Origin of the sequence: Nocardia sp. NBC_00403 (genome assembly GCF_036046055.1) — a bacterium.
GTDB lineage: Bacteria > Actinomycetota > Actinomycetes > Mycobacteriales > Mycobacteriaceae > Nocardia.
In genome coordinates, this window is record NZ_CP107939.1 from 467990 (window position 1) to 485862 (window position 17873).

The window sequence follows — 17873 nt, forward strand, 5'->3', positions numbered from 1 at the left end:
CGTCGAGGCGTCCGGGCATCAGGCCCAAGAATATGCATCCGCGACGGTGGCAGTGAGGCCCGAGCTCCTGACTACGGGTTCATTTCATAGACCCCGGCGTGCGCCCGAGCCTGACTCAGCACCTGCTCGAACCGCGCTCGATCGGCGACGGGACGACGGACCAGGTCGAGCGCGCGTGTCTGCTGGGCCTTGGTCGCGGCCGGCTTGGTGTGCAAAGTCAGTGCGTTCTTGGAGAATTCGCGCACGAAACCGTCGAAGATCTGGTCCAGCACGTCCGCACCGGTGCCCTCGATCTCGGCCTGCTCCAGGATCAACTGCGCGTAGGGCACCGCGGTGAACAGTTCGCCGAGCGCGAAGAGGAAGTCGACGTCGCGCTGTTGTGCGGCGGTCGGCGCGGCGGCGGCCAGTAGGGTCTGGAACGCGAGGGCCTGCTCGAGGAATACCGCGACATTCGCTATGTGCGTGAACTTTTCGAAGACCGGACGCCAGTCACGGAACCGGATGCGGCCGAGGCCACTGCTCGGCCCTTGCCGGAACAGAAATTCGTCATCGGACGCGTCGCGCCGCGTCGGCACCGGCGCGTAGTCGGCGCCGGCCAGTTCCTTGCCCAGTCTCGGCACTGCCGCACCCGCGCGCGGGGTGAGCTTGCGGCTCGACCAGCTCAAAGCGCCGGAGACCGCGCGCACCGCGCTCTTGGGCGCGACTGCCGCGCCCGGCAGATAACGCAACGCCGCCAATCCGGCATCGGCGGGATGGAACATGTAGTTGGCCATGAACTTCAGCGACAACGCCATGTTCACGTGCACCGTGCCCTCGAGGCGCGGCAGCCCGAAGAGGCCGAGCATCGCCATCGGGAAGTACATGTCGTTCTCGAAACCGCGGGCGGCGATCACATCCGCGAGGTCCTCGACGATCCGCTGGCCCTGGCGGGTGACGGTCATCTTCTCGATCGCATTGAACAGCAGGTAGCGGCGGTCGTCCGGCGAAGCGCAGCGCAGGTAATCGATGGCCCGCTCGCTGTAGAGCTTCATACCGATCAGTCGCGCGTACGAGTCGGTCAGCAACGACTGCACCTGCGGGAACTCGGTTACCCGGTGGCCGAACAGTATTCGGTTCTCGGCATGCGTAATCGCCTCGTAGTAGGCGTGTTCGCACGCGCCGACCGCGCCGAAGCCGAGGTTGAACTTGCCGACGTTCACGGTGTTCATCGCGGCATGGAAGGCATCCTCGCCGCGGTGCAGGATGTCCACCTCGGCGACCGGATACTTCTCCAGATCGAAGGCGGCGACATACATCTGACTGTCGACGACATTGCGGCGCAGCTTGTAGTTCTTGTGCTTGCTGTCGGCGACGAAGAACAGATACCCCTCGTAATCTTCCTGCGTCGGCTTGCTTTCCAGCGCCTTGGAGCTGTCGATGATCGGCTTGTCGGCGCGGCGGCCGAACACCGACACCATGGCCGCCAGGTTGCCGTTGCCGATGTAGTGCTTGCTGCCGGTGGCGGTGTACCCGCCGCCGCGCTCGGGCTCGAGCACCATATCGGTGGAGTAGACGTCGGCGCCGTGATCCTTCTCGGAGAGGCCGAAGGCGAAGATCTCACCGGAATCCAGCAGCGCGGCGGCCTTCTGCTTGGCGGCTTTGTTGTCGCTCTGCCAGATCGGGCCGAGCCCGAGGATGGTGACCTGCCAGACGTACCAATAGGACATGCCGTAGAAGCCGAGGATCTTGCTCAGCATCGCGATCCGTCCGGTGTCCCAGCGCTTGTTCGGATCACCGTTCGCCTCGGCGGCGGGCGTGAGGAAGGTGGCGAACACCCGCTCACGCTTCACGAAATCGAGGAAGTCGGAGTACCAGATCCGATCCCGATCATCGCTCTTGAGCATCGCCTTGCCGCGGGATTCGAACCAATCGACCGTGGCGCGCAACAGCCTGCGGGTCTCCGCGTCGAACTCGGCGAACTCGCTGGCCTTCGGGTTGAACAGAGTTGTGGTCATCGATGACTCCTCGGCGTGGTCGGCGACTTCATTCGCGACTGTAGCATTATTGTTCGTCAACGTAGGAAGCTGATTTTACGCGTAAGACCAGGGCGAACCGTGGCAATCGCACTGATATCGTTGGTCTTCATGGGTAGCGAGTCGGCCGTGCAGCCACGGCAGCGGGCACAGCATTTGGGCCCCGAGCGCCGCCGCCCCCAGGTGCTGGACACCGCGCTGGCGATTGCCGTGGAGAACGGCATCGCAGCGGTCACCATGGCCGCCATCGCCGAGCGCATGAATGTGACAAGGCCCGTGGTCTACGCGTGCTTCGCCGATCGTGTCGAACTGATCGAGGCCCTCATCCAGCGTGAGGAGAGCTATCTCGTCGGCGGGCTGCTCGAGGTGCTGCCCGCGCGCGATGTCGACGCGGGCGAGACCGTGTTCATCGAGGGCTTCCACGCGCTGCTGGAGCAGGCGGCCGATCGTCCCGATGCGTGGCGGCTGCTGTACGGCAATCCCGATCCCGCGGTTGCGGATTCGTTCGGGCGTGGCCGCAAGCTCGCGGTCGAGCGCTGCTCCACCCTGCTGCGCCCCACCCTGCGCGCATGGGGCACCGAGGACGCCGACCGGAAGCTGCCTGCCCTGGTGGAGCTGTGGGTGTCGGCCGGCGAGGGTGCAGTGCGCACCTTGCTCGCGGGCGAGGGCGACTGGGATCCGCAGAGCCTCGGCGCCTTCGTCGGCGCCGCGGTGTATCGCGCGCTGCGCCACGCCTGACCTCTCGCCGCCGGATCCCGGCAGCACACCCCGTGCCCCGCACTGCGCAGCTCAACAATTGTGCAGCAGGTAAGCCGCATCGCTAGGCGAAATGCTCGTCAACGCGGTGATGTCCCGACAGAATGCGCACCGATCGGGCCGATTTTGCCACCATTCGGCAACACCGCTCACTACCATGGGTAGCAAATATCCGACCAGCGGCCGGAGGTGCGGTCATGGCGTTCTATCGGCAGGTGGGATCGGTGCCGCCGAAGCGGCACACCCAGCACCGGGACGAGAGTGGGCGACTCTATTACGAGGAGCTGATGGGCGAGGAGGGCTTCTCCGGCGACTCGTCATTGCTCTATCACCGCGGCCTGCCGCCCGCGATCGTCGACTCCACGGTCTGGGAACTGCCCGACCAGTCCACGACACCGAATCATCCACTGCGCCATCGACATCTTCGTCTGCACAACCTGTTCCCCGGTGACACCCCCGCCGAGACCGATCCCGTCACCGGTCGGCGGCTGCTGCTCGGCAACGCCGATGTCCGGATCTCCTACGTGGTCGCCAAGGGCGGCTCGCCGCTCTACCGCAATGCCATCGGCGACGAACTGGTGTACGTGGAATCCGGTGCCGCGGTGCTGGAGACGGTCTTCGGCGCGATCGCCGCACGACAGGGCGATCAGGTGCTCATTCCAAGGGCGACAACACACCGCTGGCTGCCCAGCGGGCCCGACCCGCTGCGCGCGTACGTGATCGAGGCGTCCGGTCACATCACACCGCCGAAGCGCTATTTGTCGAAATTCGGTCAGCTGCTGGAACATTCGCCGTACTGCGAGCGCGATCTACACGGACCGACCGAGCCGTTGACAGAGACGGGCACCGATATCGAGGTCCTGGTGAAGCACCGGCCGGGCGGCCGCGTCGTCGGTACCAGAATGATCTACGCGACGCACCCGTTCGACGTGGTCGGCTGGGACGGCTGCCTCTACCCGCTCACCTTCAACATCGCCGACTTCGAGCCGATCACCGGACGCGTGCACCAGCCGCCACCTGCTCATCAGGCGTTCGAGGGCATCAACTTCGTGGTGTGCAATTTCGTGCCGCGCAAGGTCGACTACCACCCGCTGTCGATCCCCGTGCCGTACTACCACTCGAATGTCGACTCCGACGAGATCATGTTCTACTGCGGCGGAAACTACGAGGCGCGCAAGGGTTCCGGCATCGGCCAGGGCTCGGTGTCGGTGCACCCCGGCGGTTATGCGCACGGACCGCAGCCCGGGGCCTATGAGCGCAGCATCGGCATCGACTTCTTCGACGAATTGGCCGTCATGGTCGATACCTTCCGGCCGCTGGAACTCGGCGAGGGCGCGTTGGCGTGTGAGGATCCCGGCTACGCCTGGACCTGGTCGAATCGGGGTCCACAGCAGTGAAGAAGCGCATCGAGGTTCGTCCCGGCTCGCTCTATGGACCCGACAACCTGCCCTACTGCGTGTTCGCGCCCGCCCAGGGCAACTATCGCGTCGGCGCCCGACTGGCCGACTCGGTCATCGATCTCGCCGTGGCACTCGATGATCCGGTCTTCGCACAGCCGAGTCTCAATGCGTTCATGGCACAGGGCCCGCGCCGCTGGCATGCGGCGCGCGACCGGCTCCGCACGCTGGTCGATGGCGAAATCCTCGCCGAGGCAGTGCATCTGCTGACCGAGGTGACCTTGGCGCTGCCGGTGCAGATCGGCGACTACGTCGACTTCTACGCCAGCATCGATCACGCCACGAACCTCGGCCGCCTGTTCCGCCCGGATTCCGAACCGCTACTGCCCAATTGGCGGCACCTACCGGTCGGGTACCACGGCCGGTCCGGCACCGTCGTCGTATCGGGCACCGGCATCACCCGCCCCTGCGGTCAGCGTCGAACCGATTCGGGCACACCCGATTTCGGCCCGACCCGACGGCTGGATATCGAAGCCGAGCTCGGCTTCCTGGTCGGGGTCGGCTCCGAGCTCGGCACGCCGATCGGCGCGGACGAGTTCGCCGAGCACGTCTTCGGTGTCGCGCTGGTCAACGACTGGTCCGCACGGGACATCCAGGCCTGGGAGTATCAGCCGCTCGGCCCCTTCCTCGGCAAATCGTTCGCTACCTCACTGTCACCCTGGGTGACCCCACTGGCGGCGCTGGAGTCTGCCCACATCCCGCTGCCCGAACAAACCCCCGAGCCGCTGCCCTACCTCCGGGAGACCGAGAAGTGGGGCCTCGATATCGATCTCACCATCACCTGGAACGGTCAGCCGGTGTCCTACCCGCCCTACAGCCGCATGTACTGGTCCCCGGCGCAGATGCTTGCCCATCTCACGGCGAACGGCGCCGCCACCCGCACGGGTGACCTCTACGCGTCGGGCACCATTTCCGGACCAGCACGGCAACAGCGCGGCTCGTTCATCGAATTGTCCTGGGGCGGTATTGAACCGGTGCCCGTCAACGGGCAACTGCGCACCTTCCTGGAAGACGGCGATGAGGTGGTCATCACCGCGACCGCCCCGGGCCCAGCGGGCATGCGCCTCGGACTCGGCGAGGTCCGGGGCCGCATCCTGCCCGCCGCGCAGCCTTGACCCGCTGAATCGAGGGCTACGACGCGGCAATTCCGCTCGGTAGCGTTCGGGCCGGAGGAGGCATCCGCCGCGAGTGCGCCCACCGCGGTAGCGGATTCCGGATCCGGCGGATGCACCTCTAGCCAGCCCCCGACGTGCAGTTCGCCGGTGGTTGGCGTGATCATGGGTTTGCTCAGCGCACTGAACACGGGTTCGGCGAACGCCGGGACCAAGTAGGCGAATTCGCCATCGTGCCGACCGGCGCCCACCCCCGCTCACGAAGGCGGGTGGGCGCCGGCCGATCGTCCGGAGCTGATAGCTCGCGAAATATCCACAGCCGCAGTGCAGCCCGACATCGTCCGACTACCCGACGGCCGCTCGGCCCGCATCCACCGCATTGAGGAAGCGGGTGAGGTCGACGATCAGGGTCTCGACCACATCGGGTGCACCGCCATCGTCGTGGTGGTGCAACCAGTCGGTGACCAGCTCGAACATGCCGCCGATGGTGGCCAGCGCCAGCGCGAGCCGACGATGTTCGTCGGCGGCGTCCGCGACGGGCTTCGTTGACCACTGTTCGTCGAGGAAGGCCGCGGCCCAGCGCCGATTGATCCGACGCTGCTTTTCCACGGCCGTCGAAATGCCGCCCGACTCACCGAAGGTCACCCGAGCCAGCCGCGGATCATCGGCGATCGCATGCACGAACGCGGCGATAACGGCGGCGGCGCGCTGCGGCCAGTCCAGTCCGGCGGCCGCGGCCGCGCCCTCGATGACCCGTTGTTGGATCTGCTCGGTGAGCTTCACCAGCAGTGCGACATAGCAGGCTTCCTTGCTGTCGAAATGATCGTAGAAGCCCTTGGTGCCGACATAGGCGTGCTGGCAGATCTGCTCGATCGATGTCCCCGAAAAGCTCTGCTCGGCAAACAGTTCGGTGGCGGCGTCGAGCAACTGATTGCGGCGCTGCGCGCTGCGCTGTTCGGCATCGAGGCCGCGGATCCGACGCCGCACCGATTCCGGTTCGGGCCGCGCGGCAGATGTGCTGCGGGTCATCTCTCGACCATAGCCGGAGCGATTTCAACAAGAGTTCTTGTTGGTAATCGGAGTTCATGTTGTAATCACTGGCACGTTGATGAGGGAAGGACTGACGTGTCAGTGATCAATGGGGATCGGACCGACAGCAGACGCCGGGCCGCGGCACGCGCCGTTGCGACGGCAGTGACTATGGCCGTCGCGCTGACCAGCGCACTACTGGCCGGTGACCTTACCGCCGCCCCGGCAGCTGCGGCACCGCTACTGCCGCAACATGATTCGTTCTATCGGCCGACCGAGGGATTCGAATCGCAGGAACCGGGCACCATCCTGCGGTCGCGGGAGGTGAAGCCGGCCGTGCTGACCCTGCTGCCGCTGAATGTGCGTTCGTGGCAGCTGCTGTACCGCACCACCGACCTGTTCGGGAAGCCCACCGCGGCCGTCACGACGGTGGTGCTGCCCGCGGGCGCCGATCCGAACCGGACCCGGCCGCTGGTCTCGCTGCAGTTCTACTACGACAGCGCAAGCCCCGACTGCGCACCGTCGTTCGTGCTGCAACAGGGCAGCGGACTCGCGGGCGCCGAGGGCATCCATTCGCAGAGCGAGCTGATCGCACTGGCAGCGCTGATCAGCCAGGGCTGGGCGATTTCGATCCCGGACTACGAGGGTCTCGACGGCCATCTCGCGGTCGCCGAAGAACCCGGATACATGACCCTCGACGGCATTCGCGCGGCGGAACGATTCGAGCCGCTCGGTCTGGACGGCGCGAACACACCGGTGGCCATGTGGGGTTACTCGGGCGGCGGCATGGGCAGCGGGTGGGCGGCCGAAATGCAGCCGACCTACGCGCCGGAGCTGAACGTCAAAGGCGTCGCGCTCGGTGCGCCGACCTCCGATGTGGTTTCGCTGTTGCATGTCAACGGGTCGATGTTCGCGAGCCTCATCGGCATCGGCATCTCCTCGCTGCGCAAGGCGTACCCGAGCTTCAAGGAAGCCGCCGACCGGTACCTGACCCCCGAAGGCCGGGCGCTGATGGACCGGACCGAGCGTCAGTGTCTGCCACGTAACGCGCTGACCATGATGTTCATCGACTACCAGCGGCTGCTGACAATTCCGATCGCGGATTTCCTCGCGGTTCCGGAAATCAAGGAGGTCTTCGATGCCACGGTGCTGGGCCGCAATATCCCCACCGCGCCGATATTCCTCTACCAGGGCGTCTTCGACGAGGCGGTCCCGTGGTGGACCAACGACCGGCTGGCCCAGCACTACTGCGCGGGCGGCGCGTCCGTCGTCTACACCCGCGATCATCTCAGCGAGCATCTGACACTGCCGTCGCTGGGCATGGGACAGACCTTCAACTGGCTGAAGTCACGGCTCGCGCCGAACGCCCCCGAGCAGGTCGGCTGCCGCACCGACAACGTCGTGTCCATGTTGGCCGACACCAATGCGCTGCTGTCGCAGATCGAGATCAATCTCAACGCCACCTTCGGCGCCCTCGGATTCCCCATCGGCCCACGCGAGCGCTGATCGACACCCTCTGGCCGCTCGTCTCCGACCGGATATCGGACCGGTCGGGGGCGAGCTTCGCCGTCCGTCCACGATGAGTTCCTGACCCCCGTACCGTCTGCATTGATGCACGCAACTTCACTCGGGAGGATCGTCATGCAGAAAATCGTCACCAACCTCTGGTACGACACCGAGGCCGAGCAGGCAGCCGAGTTCTACTGTTCACTGTTCGAAGACTCGAAGGTCACCAACGTCGTGCCCTACACCGAGGCGGGTCCGCGCCAGGCGGGCACGACTATGCTCGTCGACTTCGAGCTCAACGGCCAGAAGTTCACCGCCATCAACGGTGGCGGCGACTACCACTACACCCACGCCATGTCGCTACTGGTCAATTGCGACAGCCAAGCAGAGGTCGACCGCCTCTGGACCGCTCTACTCGCCGACGGCGGCCACGAAATCGAATGCGGTTGGCTCAACGACAAATACGGCGTCCCCTGGCAAATCTGGCCCTCGGAAGCCGACCAACTCCTGACCGGCTCCGACCCCGCCGCAGTCAACCGCGCGGTAGCCGCCATGCTCGGCATGAAGAAAATAGACGTCCAAGCGATGCGCGATGCCTACGACACTCCCGACTAGCCCCGGCCCAAACCGGCGAGCAAGATCAACGGGACATGATTGCGGGCTTCCCGCGCGATGCCGCAGTGATGTCCCGTTGATCTCGAGCGGAGTAGCCGACCTTGCCCACTATGACGAGAGCGGTATCTCCAAGCGCGTATGCATATCCCGATAATAGTTTCTCAAGTGCCGGGCGACGTCGGACGAGTTGGCGAACTCCGCGGCATCGGGGTTGCGGTAGAACCAGGCCAAGCCCGAGGCGAACAGTTCAGCTTTGCCGCCGGGGTTGCTCGGACCAAAATATCTGGCTCGCTCCGGATCCAATGCCTCGATGATCGGCATAACCTGGGCATGAATTCTGCCGAAGTCCCTTTTATGACTCGGATTGCCGAGTGCATGATCGACACCATGACTGAACTCGTGCAGTGCGGCGTCTTCGTTCACACGTTGACTGGCGCTTCTGCCCACCAGCAAGGCCCGATCCTTGGGGCTGTACACAGCCGGGACATCACTCCATGTTTGACCTTCGTGCCAACCTTCGGGGGTTCCTTTGAATTTGATCGTCGGATGACCGAATTCCGTCACAGCGGCGTCTCCGAGCCATATCCCACCCGACTTTCTGCCGTTCATATGCGCCGCCACGATACTATGCATTTGTTCCGGAGCGAGTGTCAATGAGTCGGCGTATTCTCGGGCTAGCTCCGAATCGTTCGTATGGAACCTGCCATTATAAATGCTCGCCAGATATGTTCGGCTGGTCGGCGCATGTTTCTCCACCTGTGTCGCATACGCCGAAGGAGTGTCGCGGTCGGCTCGCAGTCCATCAGCTATATGGATGTCCTCGCCGGTGAATACATTGCCTGCGCCCACCGCTTTGCCCGTCAGACTGTCCGATTCTTCATGCAATGATTTCGTGCCACGCAGCAAGCCACCCGTCAATCGTTCTACGATCCCCCTGAATTCACCGGCAGGGCCGCCTCCCCTCACCGCCGCAACCTCGAAATGCCTTTACGCACCGCCCTCGTCTCCTGCTCACCCAGCCTTGTGGCCGCCACCATCGACAGCACCGGCACCACCTCCCATTACTGCCGACGACTCAGGTTAAATAACTTCCGCCACAAGCCTTCCCGCCTCCGGGAAGTATTGTGGAGTCCCGGAACGACGCTAACTCCGACCCGCGATCGACGCAGAAACCGCACGGACATCGGCCACGGCCGCACGGAATTCGCGAGCTGTTCAGCGTCGACCACGGTAGGTTTGGAGGTTTGTCCGACCAGCACGCGGGACATCGGGGTGTAGGGTCGGCCGGGAAAAATTCACATCGCCAACGGGGGCTCGCACCAGCGGGCTGAGAGGACAGCTAGCCCATTCGGGCGTCAGGGCTGTCGACCGTATGAACCTGACCGGGTAATGCCGGCGTAGGGAGGAATTCCATGACGACGACACCTGTCGAGACTGTGACAACGGGTCCGATCGAGGGCAGCGTCAAGCACTACCACGAGGTCGATGACCTGCGCATTCCGGTGCGCCGCATCAACCTGACCAACGGCGAACATTTCGACGTCTACGACACCTCGGGCCCGTACACCGATGACGCGGCCACCATCGACGTCGAGGCCGGTCTACCGAAGTTGCGCGACGCCTGGACCAAGCCGGAGGTCGCCGGTCCGCCCACCCAGCTCGCGTGGGCGCGCCAGGGCATCATCACCCCGGAAATGCGATTCATCGCGGCCCGCGAGGGCGTGGCGCCGGAGTTGGTGCGCGAGGAGGTGGCCGCGGGCCGTGCAGTGATCCCCGCCAATCACAAGCACCCGGAGCTGGAGCCGACGATCATCGGCAAGAAGTTCCTGGTGAAGATCAACGCGAATATCGGCAACTCGGCCGTGTCCTCTTCCATTGCGGAGGAAGTCGAGAAAATGGTGTGGGCCACCCGCTGGGGTGCCGACACCATCATGGACCTGTCCACCGGCAAGAACATCCACGAAACGCGCGAGTGGATCCTGCGTAATTCCCCCGTCCCGGTCGGCACCGTCCCGATCTACCAGGCGCTGGAAAAGGTGAACGGCGACCCGACCGCGCTCACCTGGGAGATCTACCGCGACACCGTGATCGAGCAGTGCGAGCAGGGCGTCGACTACATGACCGTGCACGCAGGCGTGCTGCTGCGTTACGTGCCGTTGACTGCCAAGCGGGTCACCGGCATCGTCTCGCGTGGCGGTTCCATCATGGCCGCCTGGTGTCTGGCTCATCACCAGGAATCGTTCCTGTACACCAACTTTGCCGAGCTCTGCGAGATCCTGGCGAAGTACGACGTCACCTTCTCCCTCGGCGATGGTCTGCGGCCCGGCTCTATCGCCGATGCGAATGACGAGGCCCAGTTCGCCGAGCTGCGCACCCTCGGCGAGCTGACGAAGATCGCCAAATCCTATGGCGTGCAGGTGATGATCGAGGGCCCCGGCCACGTGCCGATGCACAAGATCGTGGAGAACGTGAAGCTCGAAGAGGAGCTGTGTGAGGAGGCGCCGTTCTACACTCTCGGCCCGCTCGCCACCGATATCGCACCGGCCTACGACCACATCACCTCGGCCATCGGCGCCGCGATCATCGCGCAGGCGGGCACCGCGATGCTCTGCTACGTGACGCCCAAGGAGCACCTCGGCCTGCCCAACCGCGACGACGTCAAGGTCGGCGTGATCACCTACAAGATCGCCGCCCACGCCGCCGACCTCGCCAAGGGCCACCCGCACGCCCAGGACCGGGACAACGAATTGTCCAAGGCCCGTTTCGAATTCCGCTGGCGCGACCAGTTCGCCCTCTCGCTGGATCCGGATACCGCCCGCGAGTACCACGACGAAACCCTGCCCGCCGAACCTGCCAAGACCGCGCACTTCTGCTCGATGTGCGGCCCGAAGTTCTGCTCGATGCGGATCTCGGCGGATGTCAGGGAGTACGCGGCACGTCAGGGGCTCGACGACGCCGCGGCGTTGGAGGCGGGCATGGCGGAGAAGTCCGCAGAGTTCGCCGACGCGGGCGGCAAGGTCTACTTGCCGGTGGTCTCCTAGCCTGATTCACCGCACCCGCCGGGTTCGCCTTCGGACCCGGCGGGTCGCGTGGAATGTCCCCGCAGGCATAACGTCCGCTACTCGAAGTGCCGAGGCCTGCGGACTGGCGTGGATTCCGAAGGCGAATCGGTCTCCGCCCCAGCCTGGTCTACGCGGACCAACCACTCGATAGCCGAGGGCCCGACCCACGAACCGAGGTGCGCTGTGCGGATACTCGTGACAGGAGCGAACGGCTACCTCGGCGCAGCCGTCGCGGCAGCATTGCGTGACAGCGGGTATGACGTTGTCGGACTTATCCACAGGGACCGTTCACGAGTACCGGACGGCATGCCTGTCCGGTCCGCCGACCTACTCGACCCGGGCTCGCTACGTGCAGCAGTGCGCGGCATGGATGTGGTCTGCCACCTCGCCGGGCTCACCCGCGTTCGCGAGTCTTTCACCGATCCCGAGCGGTATTTCGATGTCAATGCCGCAGGGACAGTGGCATTGCTGCGGGCCATGGAGTCCGAGGGTGTCGGCGCCATGGTTTTCGCGTCCACCGCCGCGATCTACGGCGCACCCGAACAGCAGCCGATGCACGAAGACCTGCCCGACAACCCACCCCATCCGTATGCCGCGAGCAAACAAGCCGCCGAACAGGCCATCGAAGCCGAATCCCGCACCGGGCGACTCGCCGCAGTGATCCTGCGGCTGTTCAACATCGCGGGCGGGCCGGACCCCGACAGCACTCGAATCCTGCCGCGCATCCTCGCGACGGCCGCCGGTGACAGCCCCGCCCTGACTCTCAACGGCGACGGCAGCTCCGTCCGCGACTACGTGCACATCGCCGATGCCGCAAGGACTTTCGGCGCGGCGATCGCCACGATGCCGAGCCATGGAATGTGCGTGCGCTACAACATCGGCAGCGGAGTCGGCACCAGTGTGCGGCAATTGATCGACGTCGCCTCGCAGGTGACGGGGCGCGACATCCCGATCGAGCACCGCCCGGCGGTCGCGGAACCACCACGACTCGTCAGCGACAGTGGTCGGGCTCGGCGTGAACTTAATTGGACTGCAACAACTTCCGAGATCGGGAGCATCGTCCACGAGGCGTGGTCGTGCCGACCGACGAAAACCGAACGGCCGGAGTGAGATTCCACTCCGGCCGTCTCGAATCGAATCAGGATACGGTCTCGGGCTGCGCCTCAGCGGTAGTTCCCACCCGCACGGCCGGTTCCGGCGCTACAGACCGCCGTCTGCGCGACACTCCACCATGGTGGCCTGCTCTATTAGATTAAGCGGAAGATCTGATGCCGACCGCCGGAAGCGTTCACCTAGGGCTAGTCCGGAGCTGGAGAGATGCCTGGTGACGCAACGGAGTCGCGCATCCAGTTCCACCCGGCTATGTCAGAACGGTCCATCCCGGCTACCGCAAATTTCGCACCATAGCCGCCGGTTCGCTACCCAGCCGCACCACTCGCTCGGCATCCCCAACCCTGGGGGCAGTCGCCCGCTGGGGATGCAACAATACTTACCTCGTGCTGGTTCGATCCACCGCGTGGTGGGGATTTCAAAGGCGGAGCATTGGATGCGTTGGTCTGCGTGTCGGACGGTTTCATCTATGACGACGTCGACTACGGCCTGAGGATTCAACAGCGGCTTACAGCCGAGGGGCTCGAGACCGGACGGGTAGATTTAACGAAGTCGAATTTGGACACACTGCCACCGGCACGCGTTTACGTGTTCACCGGTGGCGAGACTTCGGTGAACACAGAGACAGCATGGATGCGCCGGGCCGTCGAGCATGCGGGCCGGCTCGTCCGGACCGCCGGTGCCGCGACGCACAGTGTGGTGGGCATATGCTTGGGTTCGCAAATCATTGCAGAGGCCCTTCGTCCGGGCTCGATAACATCGTTGCCCGCCATGGACATCGGTCTTATCCGCGTCATGGGCCGCGACGGCGCGCATGGTCAGGAAACCGTTCCGACGTTCCATTATCAGGCGATATCTCCGCATATCGAGTCGATCGACGGCGTTCGAGTCACGTGGTCCAGTCCGACAACTCCGGTCGAGGGCTTTTCCTACGGTTCAGCGGTATACGGCTTCCAGTTTCATCCGGAGTTGACCTCCGACGATATGCTCGAGCTCATCAACGGGCGAGCGGATGAAATCGAATTCCGGAACGGGACCGTCGCCGACGCCCGGCACTCGGTCGGCCGATATCGCGATTCACTGAGTTCCGATCTGTTTCGGCGCCTAGTCGTCGATCGTTGTCGTGTCGGGAACGGAATGCGCCGTGTCGGGTGAAGGCGGGCAGGTGAATGCGGCTTCGGCATGCCCGCTGCGGGCGTCAACGGTGCGATGGTGCCACGTAGATTCGTGAGATTCCGGTTGAAAAACGTTGCGACACTGCGTGATGTCGTAAACTCCCCAAAGCCTATCCCAACAGTGTGAAGGTGAGCCGTGGCAGGTTCGGAGTCGGTCGTTGAGACGCTGGTGAACATTGATCGCTATCCGCTCGATGATCTGGAAGGTCGAAGCTGCCGTGATGTCGTCGAGCACGCTAGACGGCACCTGACGGAGGACGGTTGCTGTGTCCTGCCGCAGTTCATCCGAGGCTCCGTGTTGGAGGCACTCAGAAGCGAGTGCGTCGATCTTATTCCTGGCGCTGATCATGTGTCCGAGGTCGTGAATGTGTACAAGACCGAGCCCGACGCTTCGCTACCGACCGATCATCCAGCCCGTTTCATGATGGAGCGCGGCAACGCTTTTGTGGCGCGAGATAGGATTCCGGCGGCCTCGGTCATTCATAGACTGTACGGCGACGAGATGTTTCAACATTTCATCGCACGATGTTTCGGCTTACCGCGAGTGTACGAGTTGGCAGATCCGCTTGCGGGTCTGTGTCTCAATGTCGTTGCACCGGGAATGTCGCACCCTTGGCATTTCGATATCAACGAATTTGCAGTCAGCATGGTCACACAACGGGCTGACGACGGCGGCGAGTTCGACTACTGTCCGAATATTCGATCTGCGAGCCACGAGAATATTGATGACGTGCGAGAGGTCTTGACCGGTCGCGACCGGGGCCTCGTACGCAGCCTAACGCTCCAGGTCGGTGACCTCCAGTTGTTCCGTGGTCGTTATTCACTACACCGCATACGCGAAGTCCGCGGCGATCATGAGAGGCTCTCGGCGATATTCGCCTACAGTGGGCAGGCGGACGTCATCGGCAGTCCCGATCGAACTCGTTTATTGTTCGGCAGGGTAACGCCTCAGCACGACAAAGATTCAAGCGCAGCTCATCCCGACGGGTTGCTGGGATGACCGGACCCGCCAAACGCCACGAAAGCGGCAAAGCGACGTTCGACCACGTGTACTCGCAACCGGACCCGCGTGCATACTTCGCCGAACTGAACAAGTTTGAATATCGTATCCCGCAGTACGCCGCGCCGACTTTTCTGGCACTTATCGACCGCTACCGCATGGAGCGGGGGCAGCAACAAATCCAGGTGCTGGATATCGCATGCTCGTACGGTGTCAACGCTGCTCTACTGCGTTGTGACGTAACGCTGGACGACCTGTATACCCGGTACCGGACCGCTGCCCACTACCCTCGGCGTCGGCTCGTGGCGTACGACCGGGAACTGGTTCGATCACGTGGCAGGGAAGGTAGCGTGCGATTCGTCGGCCTCGACGTCTCGAGGGCCGCCTTGACCTACGCCCATGACGTCGGATTTCTCGACGACGTGGTGAACGCCGACCTCGAGCACACCGAGATGTCCTGGGCGCAGCGCACGCTCGTCGGCAGGTCGGATCTGGTCATCTCAACCGGCGCACTAAGCTATGTCGGCTCGACGACATTGACTCAGATCGTGGCAGCCGCCGCTCGCCGAGCGCCGTGGCTGGTCAATTTCGCCGTCAGAACCATACAGTTCGGCGTCATCGCCGCACGTCTCGACGCACTCGGCTACGACACGATCGAACTCGCGGCACCGGTAAGGCAGCGGCGGTTCGTTTCAGAAGAAGAGCAGACGCGAGTCCTCGCCACACTGAACCGCATAGGACTCGATCCGCATGGTTTCGAAGCGGACGGGTGGCTGTATGCCCAACCCTATCTCTCGCTCCCGCGCATAGGCAGGAGCCCGGTGACCATCGATATCGCCCGATCCAATTCCACAACGAAATCGAGTGTGCCAGTGAACGAGAACCTCGCCGCGGAGCGGTCCGTCAGCACGTTCGGCAACGACGAACAATTGCCGCGGCTGCCCATCCCTACGTTGGAGGATACGTGCGAACGATTTCTCGAGCGGTGTTCGCCGTTGCTGACTGCCGAGGAACTGACTGTCACGGTCGCGGCCGTGGAACAGCTCCTCGCATCGGACAGTCCGGCACGGACGTGGCATGCCGAGATCGAACGATTCGATCGGACACCGGGAGTCCACAGTTGGCTCGACACATTCTGGACGTCCCGTCATCTCGGCCGTCGGGACCGTATTGCGCTCAACGCGAATTTCTTCTTCTTGTTCGCGGACTCGGCGCACGGACAACTCGAACGTGCCGCCGAGCTGATCGCGCGCACCGCCGCTTATAAGCTCGAACTCGACGCGGAGACGGTACCGCCGGTGATGCTGCGCGGCCGGCCGCTGTCCATGCATCAAAACAGGTACCTGTTCTCCACCACCAGGATCCCCGGAATCGAATGCGACACCGTGCGCTCGCCCTACAGCGCTGCGGAACCCGGCCCGTCAACCGCACGGCACATCGTCGTCCATTTCCGTCGCCAAGCGTTCCGACTGGACATTCTCGCAGCTGACGGAACCCCGTACCCCGTCGAAGACCTGATCGCCGGGCTGAATTCGATCAGGGGAACCGATCCGACCGTGGAGTTCTCGCCGGGAGCGCTGACAACAAAACCGCGCGCAGCGTGGGCGACGACCCGCCAGGCCCTCATCGAAGATCCGGACAACCTCGCCGCACTCGAGACGATCGAGACGGCACTGTTTTCCGTCGCGCTCGAAGACTCCGCGCCCCAAAACGAACTCTCGGCCTGTAACCAGCTCCTCTATGGCGACGGCGGGAACCGCTGGTATGACAAAGCGTTGACATTCATCGTGTTCGTCGACGGCCGCGCGGGCGTCAACATCGAGCATTGCGGCCTGGACGGAACCACCGTACTCAGCTTCTGTGACGCCGTTCTGGCGAGTTCGACAGCCACACCAGCGGATAAGCCCGGCCAAGCGCCCGCGATAGCTCCGATCGAATTCCGTCTCAACGAGCACCTGCAGCAGGACATTCGGTACTCCGCAGCCGACTTCGACAAGCAAGCGGCCGAGACCGCGACCGCTGTTGTGACGTTCGACGACTTCGGCTCGGACACAGCCAAACGCCTCGGAATATCACCGGATGCGTTGGTGCAGGTGGCTTACCAACTGGCTCACCAACGGGCGAGGGGATTGCTCGGCACCACCTACGAATCCATTGCCATGAGACATTACCGCCACGGCCGCACAGAGGCTCTCCGGGCGGTCACCCCCGAAGTCGTTCGCTTCGTGGCGTTGATGAACGACTCGACCGCCACAGCCACGGCTCGGGCCGAAGCGCTGCGGGCCGCGGCGGGGGCGCACGTTGCTCGTGCCAGGGACTGCCAGGCGGGTCGCGCTCCCGAAAGGCACCTCGCGGAGTTGCAGCGAATCCAGCGGCAACTCAACGCTGAGCCGCTCGCGATCTACGAATCCCCCGGGTGGACGATTCTGCGTGATGACTATCTCAGCACCAGTTCCGTGCCATCGGCCAATATTCGATTCTTCGGTTTCGGGCCGACGACCGCCCAATGCATCGGGATCGGCTACGTCCTGCTGCCTGGCAGCCTCAACATCTACCTCAGCGCACCCCAGGCCATTGAACAGCACATGCGCCAATTCGCCCACGCTCTCCATGTCGCCATCCCCGAGTTGTGCGACCTGTTGGTCCCGGCATCAGTCGCCTAGCTTTCGTAGTTAAGTAGCAGGGGAGCCATGAGCGGCTGCAACACCGGATACGCCGACGGGCAGTGGAACCTGCCGTCCGGGAAGCTCGAGGAGGGGAAGACCTCGAGTTGGCAATGATCCGCGAGGCCGAGGAAGAGATCGGGATTCAGCCGATAGCCGAGGGCCCGACCCACGAACCGAGGTGCGCTGTGCGGATACTCGTGACAGGAGCGAACGGCTACCTCGGCGCAGCCGTCGCGGCAGCATTGCGTGACAGCGGGTATGACGTTGTCGGACTTATCCACAGGGACGGTTCACGAGTACCGGACGGCATGCCTGTCCGGTCCGCCGACCTACTCGTCCGAGATCGGGAGCATCGTCCGCGAGGCGTGGTCGT

Annotated in this window: 13 protein-coding genes and 1 pseudogene; 11 read left to right on the forward strand and 3 right to left on the reverse strand. The window is 64.0% G+C overall.

From position 1 onward, the window contains the following. Positions 1-71 precede the first annotated feature (71 nt). On the reverse strand, positions 72-1994 hold the full coding sequence (locus OHQ90_RS01970) for an acyl-CoA dehydrogenase family protein (RefSeq protein ID WP_328406840.1): 1923 nt from the start codon (positions 1992-1994) through the stop codon (positions 72-74). A 129-nt stretch (positions 1995-2123) separates the two neighbouring features. Between OHQ90_RS01970 and OHQ90_RS01975 the strand changes: the two genes are divergently transcribed. The 3 genes from OHQ90_RS01975 to fahA all read left to right on the forward strand — a co-directional run bounded on the left by OHQ90_RS01975 (position 2124) and on the right by fahA (position 5340). Further along, positions 2124-2750: a TetR/AcrR family transcriptional regulator gene (locus tag OHQ90_RS01975; protein ID WP_328406842.1), complete on the forward strand. Its 627-nt coding sequence runs from the start codon at positions 2124-2126 to the stop codon at positions 2748-2750. Positions 2751-2965: 215 nt separating this feature from the next. Next, complete coding sequence (locus tag OHQ90_RS01980) at positions 2966-4165, forward strand: homogentisate 1,2-dioxygenase (protein WP_328406843.1); 1200 nt, start codon at positions 2966-2968, stop codon at positions 4163-4165. Beyond that, positions 4162-5340 carry a fumarylacetoacetase gene (gene fahA, locus OHQ90_RS01985; protein ID WP_328406844.1) on the forward strand — a complete coding sequence of 393 codons (1179 nt, stop codon included), beginning with the start codon at positions 4162-4164 and terminating at the stop codon, positions 5338-5340. The genes OHQ90_RS01980 and fahA overlap by 4 nt, the downstream gene beginning before the upstream one ends. 342 nt (positions 5341-5682) lie before the next feature. On the opposite strand, the gene OHQ90_RS01990 is transcribed toward fahA, so the two are convergent. Beyond that, positions 5683-6366 carry a TetR/AcrR family transcriptional regulator gene (locus OHQ90_RS01990; RefSeq protein ID WP_328406845.1) on the reverse strand — a complete coding sequence of 228 codons (684 nt, stop codon included), beginning with the start codon at positions 6364-6366 and terminating at the stop codon, positions 5683-5685. A gap of 96 nt (positions 6367-6462) precedes the next feature. Here OHQ90_RS01990 and OHQ90_RS01995 point away from each other — a divergent pair, with 96 nt between their 5' ends. After that, entirely contained in the window at positions 6463-7872 is a 1410-nt protein-coding gene (locus tag OHQ90_RS01995) for a lipase family protein (protein WP_328406846.1), read from the forward strand. Positions 7873-8007: 135 nt separating this feature from the next. Beyond that, entirely contained in the window at positions 8008-8487 is a 480-nt protein-coding gene (locus OHQ90_RS02000; RefSeq protein WP_328406847.1) for a VOC family protein, read from the forward strand. A gap of 108 nt (positions 8488-8595) precedes the next feature. Here the strand turns inward: OHQ90_RS02000 and OHQ90_RS02005 are convergent, their stop codons facing one another. Beyond that, entirely contained in the window at positions 8596-9453 is an 858-nt protein-coding gene (locus OHQ90_RS02005; RefSeq protein ID WP_328406848.1) for a hypothetical protein, read from the reverse strand. A gap of 446 nt (positions 9454-9899) precedes the next feature. On the opposite strand from OHQ90_RS02005, the gene thiC reads away from it, so the two are divergent. From thiC to OHQ90_RS39300, 6 genes and pseudogenes are all read left to right on the forward strand, one after another. Next, on the forward strand, positions 9900-11528 hold the full coding sequence (gene thiC, locus OHQ90_RS02010) for a phosphomethylpyrimidine synthase ThiC (RefSeq protein ID WP_328406849.1): 1629 nt from the start codon (positions 9900-9902) through the stop codon (positions 11526-11528). A gap of 216 nt (positions 11529-11744) precedes the next feature. Continuing rightward, positions 11745-12659 (forward strand): NAD-dependent epimerase/dehydratase family protein, encoded by a 915-nt coding sequence (locus tag OHQ90_RS02015; protein WP_328406850.1) that lies wholly within the window; start codon positions 11745-11747, stop codon positions 12657-12659. Between the two features lie 432 nt (positions 12660-13091). Beyond that, positions 13092-13814 carry a type 1 glutamine amidotransferase gene (locus OHQ90_RS02020; RefSeq protein ID WP_328406851.1) on the forward strand — a complete coding sequence of 241 codons (723 nt, stop codon included), beginning with the start codon at positions 13092-13094 and terminating at the stop codon, positions 13812-13814. A 156-nt stretch (positions 13815-13970) separates the two neighbouring features. Then, a complete protein-coding gene (locus tag OHQ90_RS02025; protein WP_328406852.1) occupies positions 13971-14834 on the forward strand; it encodes a HalD/BesD family halogenase in 864 nt (287 codons plus the stop codon). After that, the gene (locus tag OHQ90_RS02030) at positions 14831-17497 is read left to right on the forward strand and encodes a choline/carnitine O-acyltransferase (protein ID WP_328406853.1); all 2667 of its coding nucleotides are present in this window, start codon (positions 14831-14833) and stop codon (positions 17495-17497) included. Before OHQ90_RS02025 ends, OHQ90_RS02030 begins: the two co-directional genes overlap by 4 nt. Positions 17498-17610: 113 nt before the next feature. Continuing rightward, positions 17611-17742: pseudogene (locus OHQ90_RS39300) on the forward strand (hypothetical protein); the annotation flags it as partial. Positions 17743-17873: the final 131 nt, after the last annotated feature.

What these genes read in the sequence shown, in the direction of transcription:
- OHQ90_RS01970 (WP_328406840.1), bottom strand. Translation starts at nt 1,994, where the DNA reads ATGACCACAACTCTGTTCAACCCGAAGGCCAGCGAGTTCGCCGAGTTC.
- OHQ90_RS01975 (WP_328406842.1), top strand. Translation starts at nt 2,124, where the DNA reads ATGGGTAGCGAGTCGGCCGTGCAGCCACGGCAGCGGGCACAGCATTTG.
- OHQ90_RS01980 (WP_328406843.1), top strand. Translation starts at nt 2,966, where the DNA reads ATGGCGTTCTATCGGCAGGTGGGATCGGTGCCGCCGAAGCGGCACACC.
- OHQ90_RS01990 (WP_328406845.1), bottom strand. Translation starts at nt 6,366, where the DNA reads ATGACCCGCAGCACATCTGCCGCGCGGCCCGAACCGGAATCGGTGCGG.
- OHQ90_RS02000 (WP_328406847.1), top strand. Translation starts at nt 8,008, where the DNA reads ATGCAGAAAATCGTCACCAACCTCTGGTACGACACCGAGGCCGAGCAG.
- thiC (WP_328406849.1), top strand. Translation starts at nt 9,900, where the DNA reads ATGACGACGACACCTGTCGAGACTGTGACAACGGGTCCGATCGAGGGC.
- OHQ90_RS02030 (WP_328406853.1), top strand. Translation starts at nt 14,831, where the DNA reads ATGACCGGACCCGCCAAACGCCACGAAAGCGGCAAAGCGACGTTCGAC.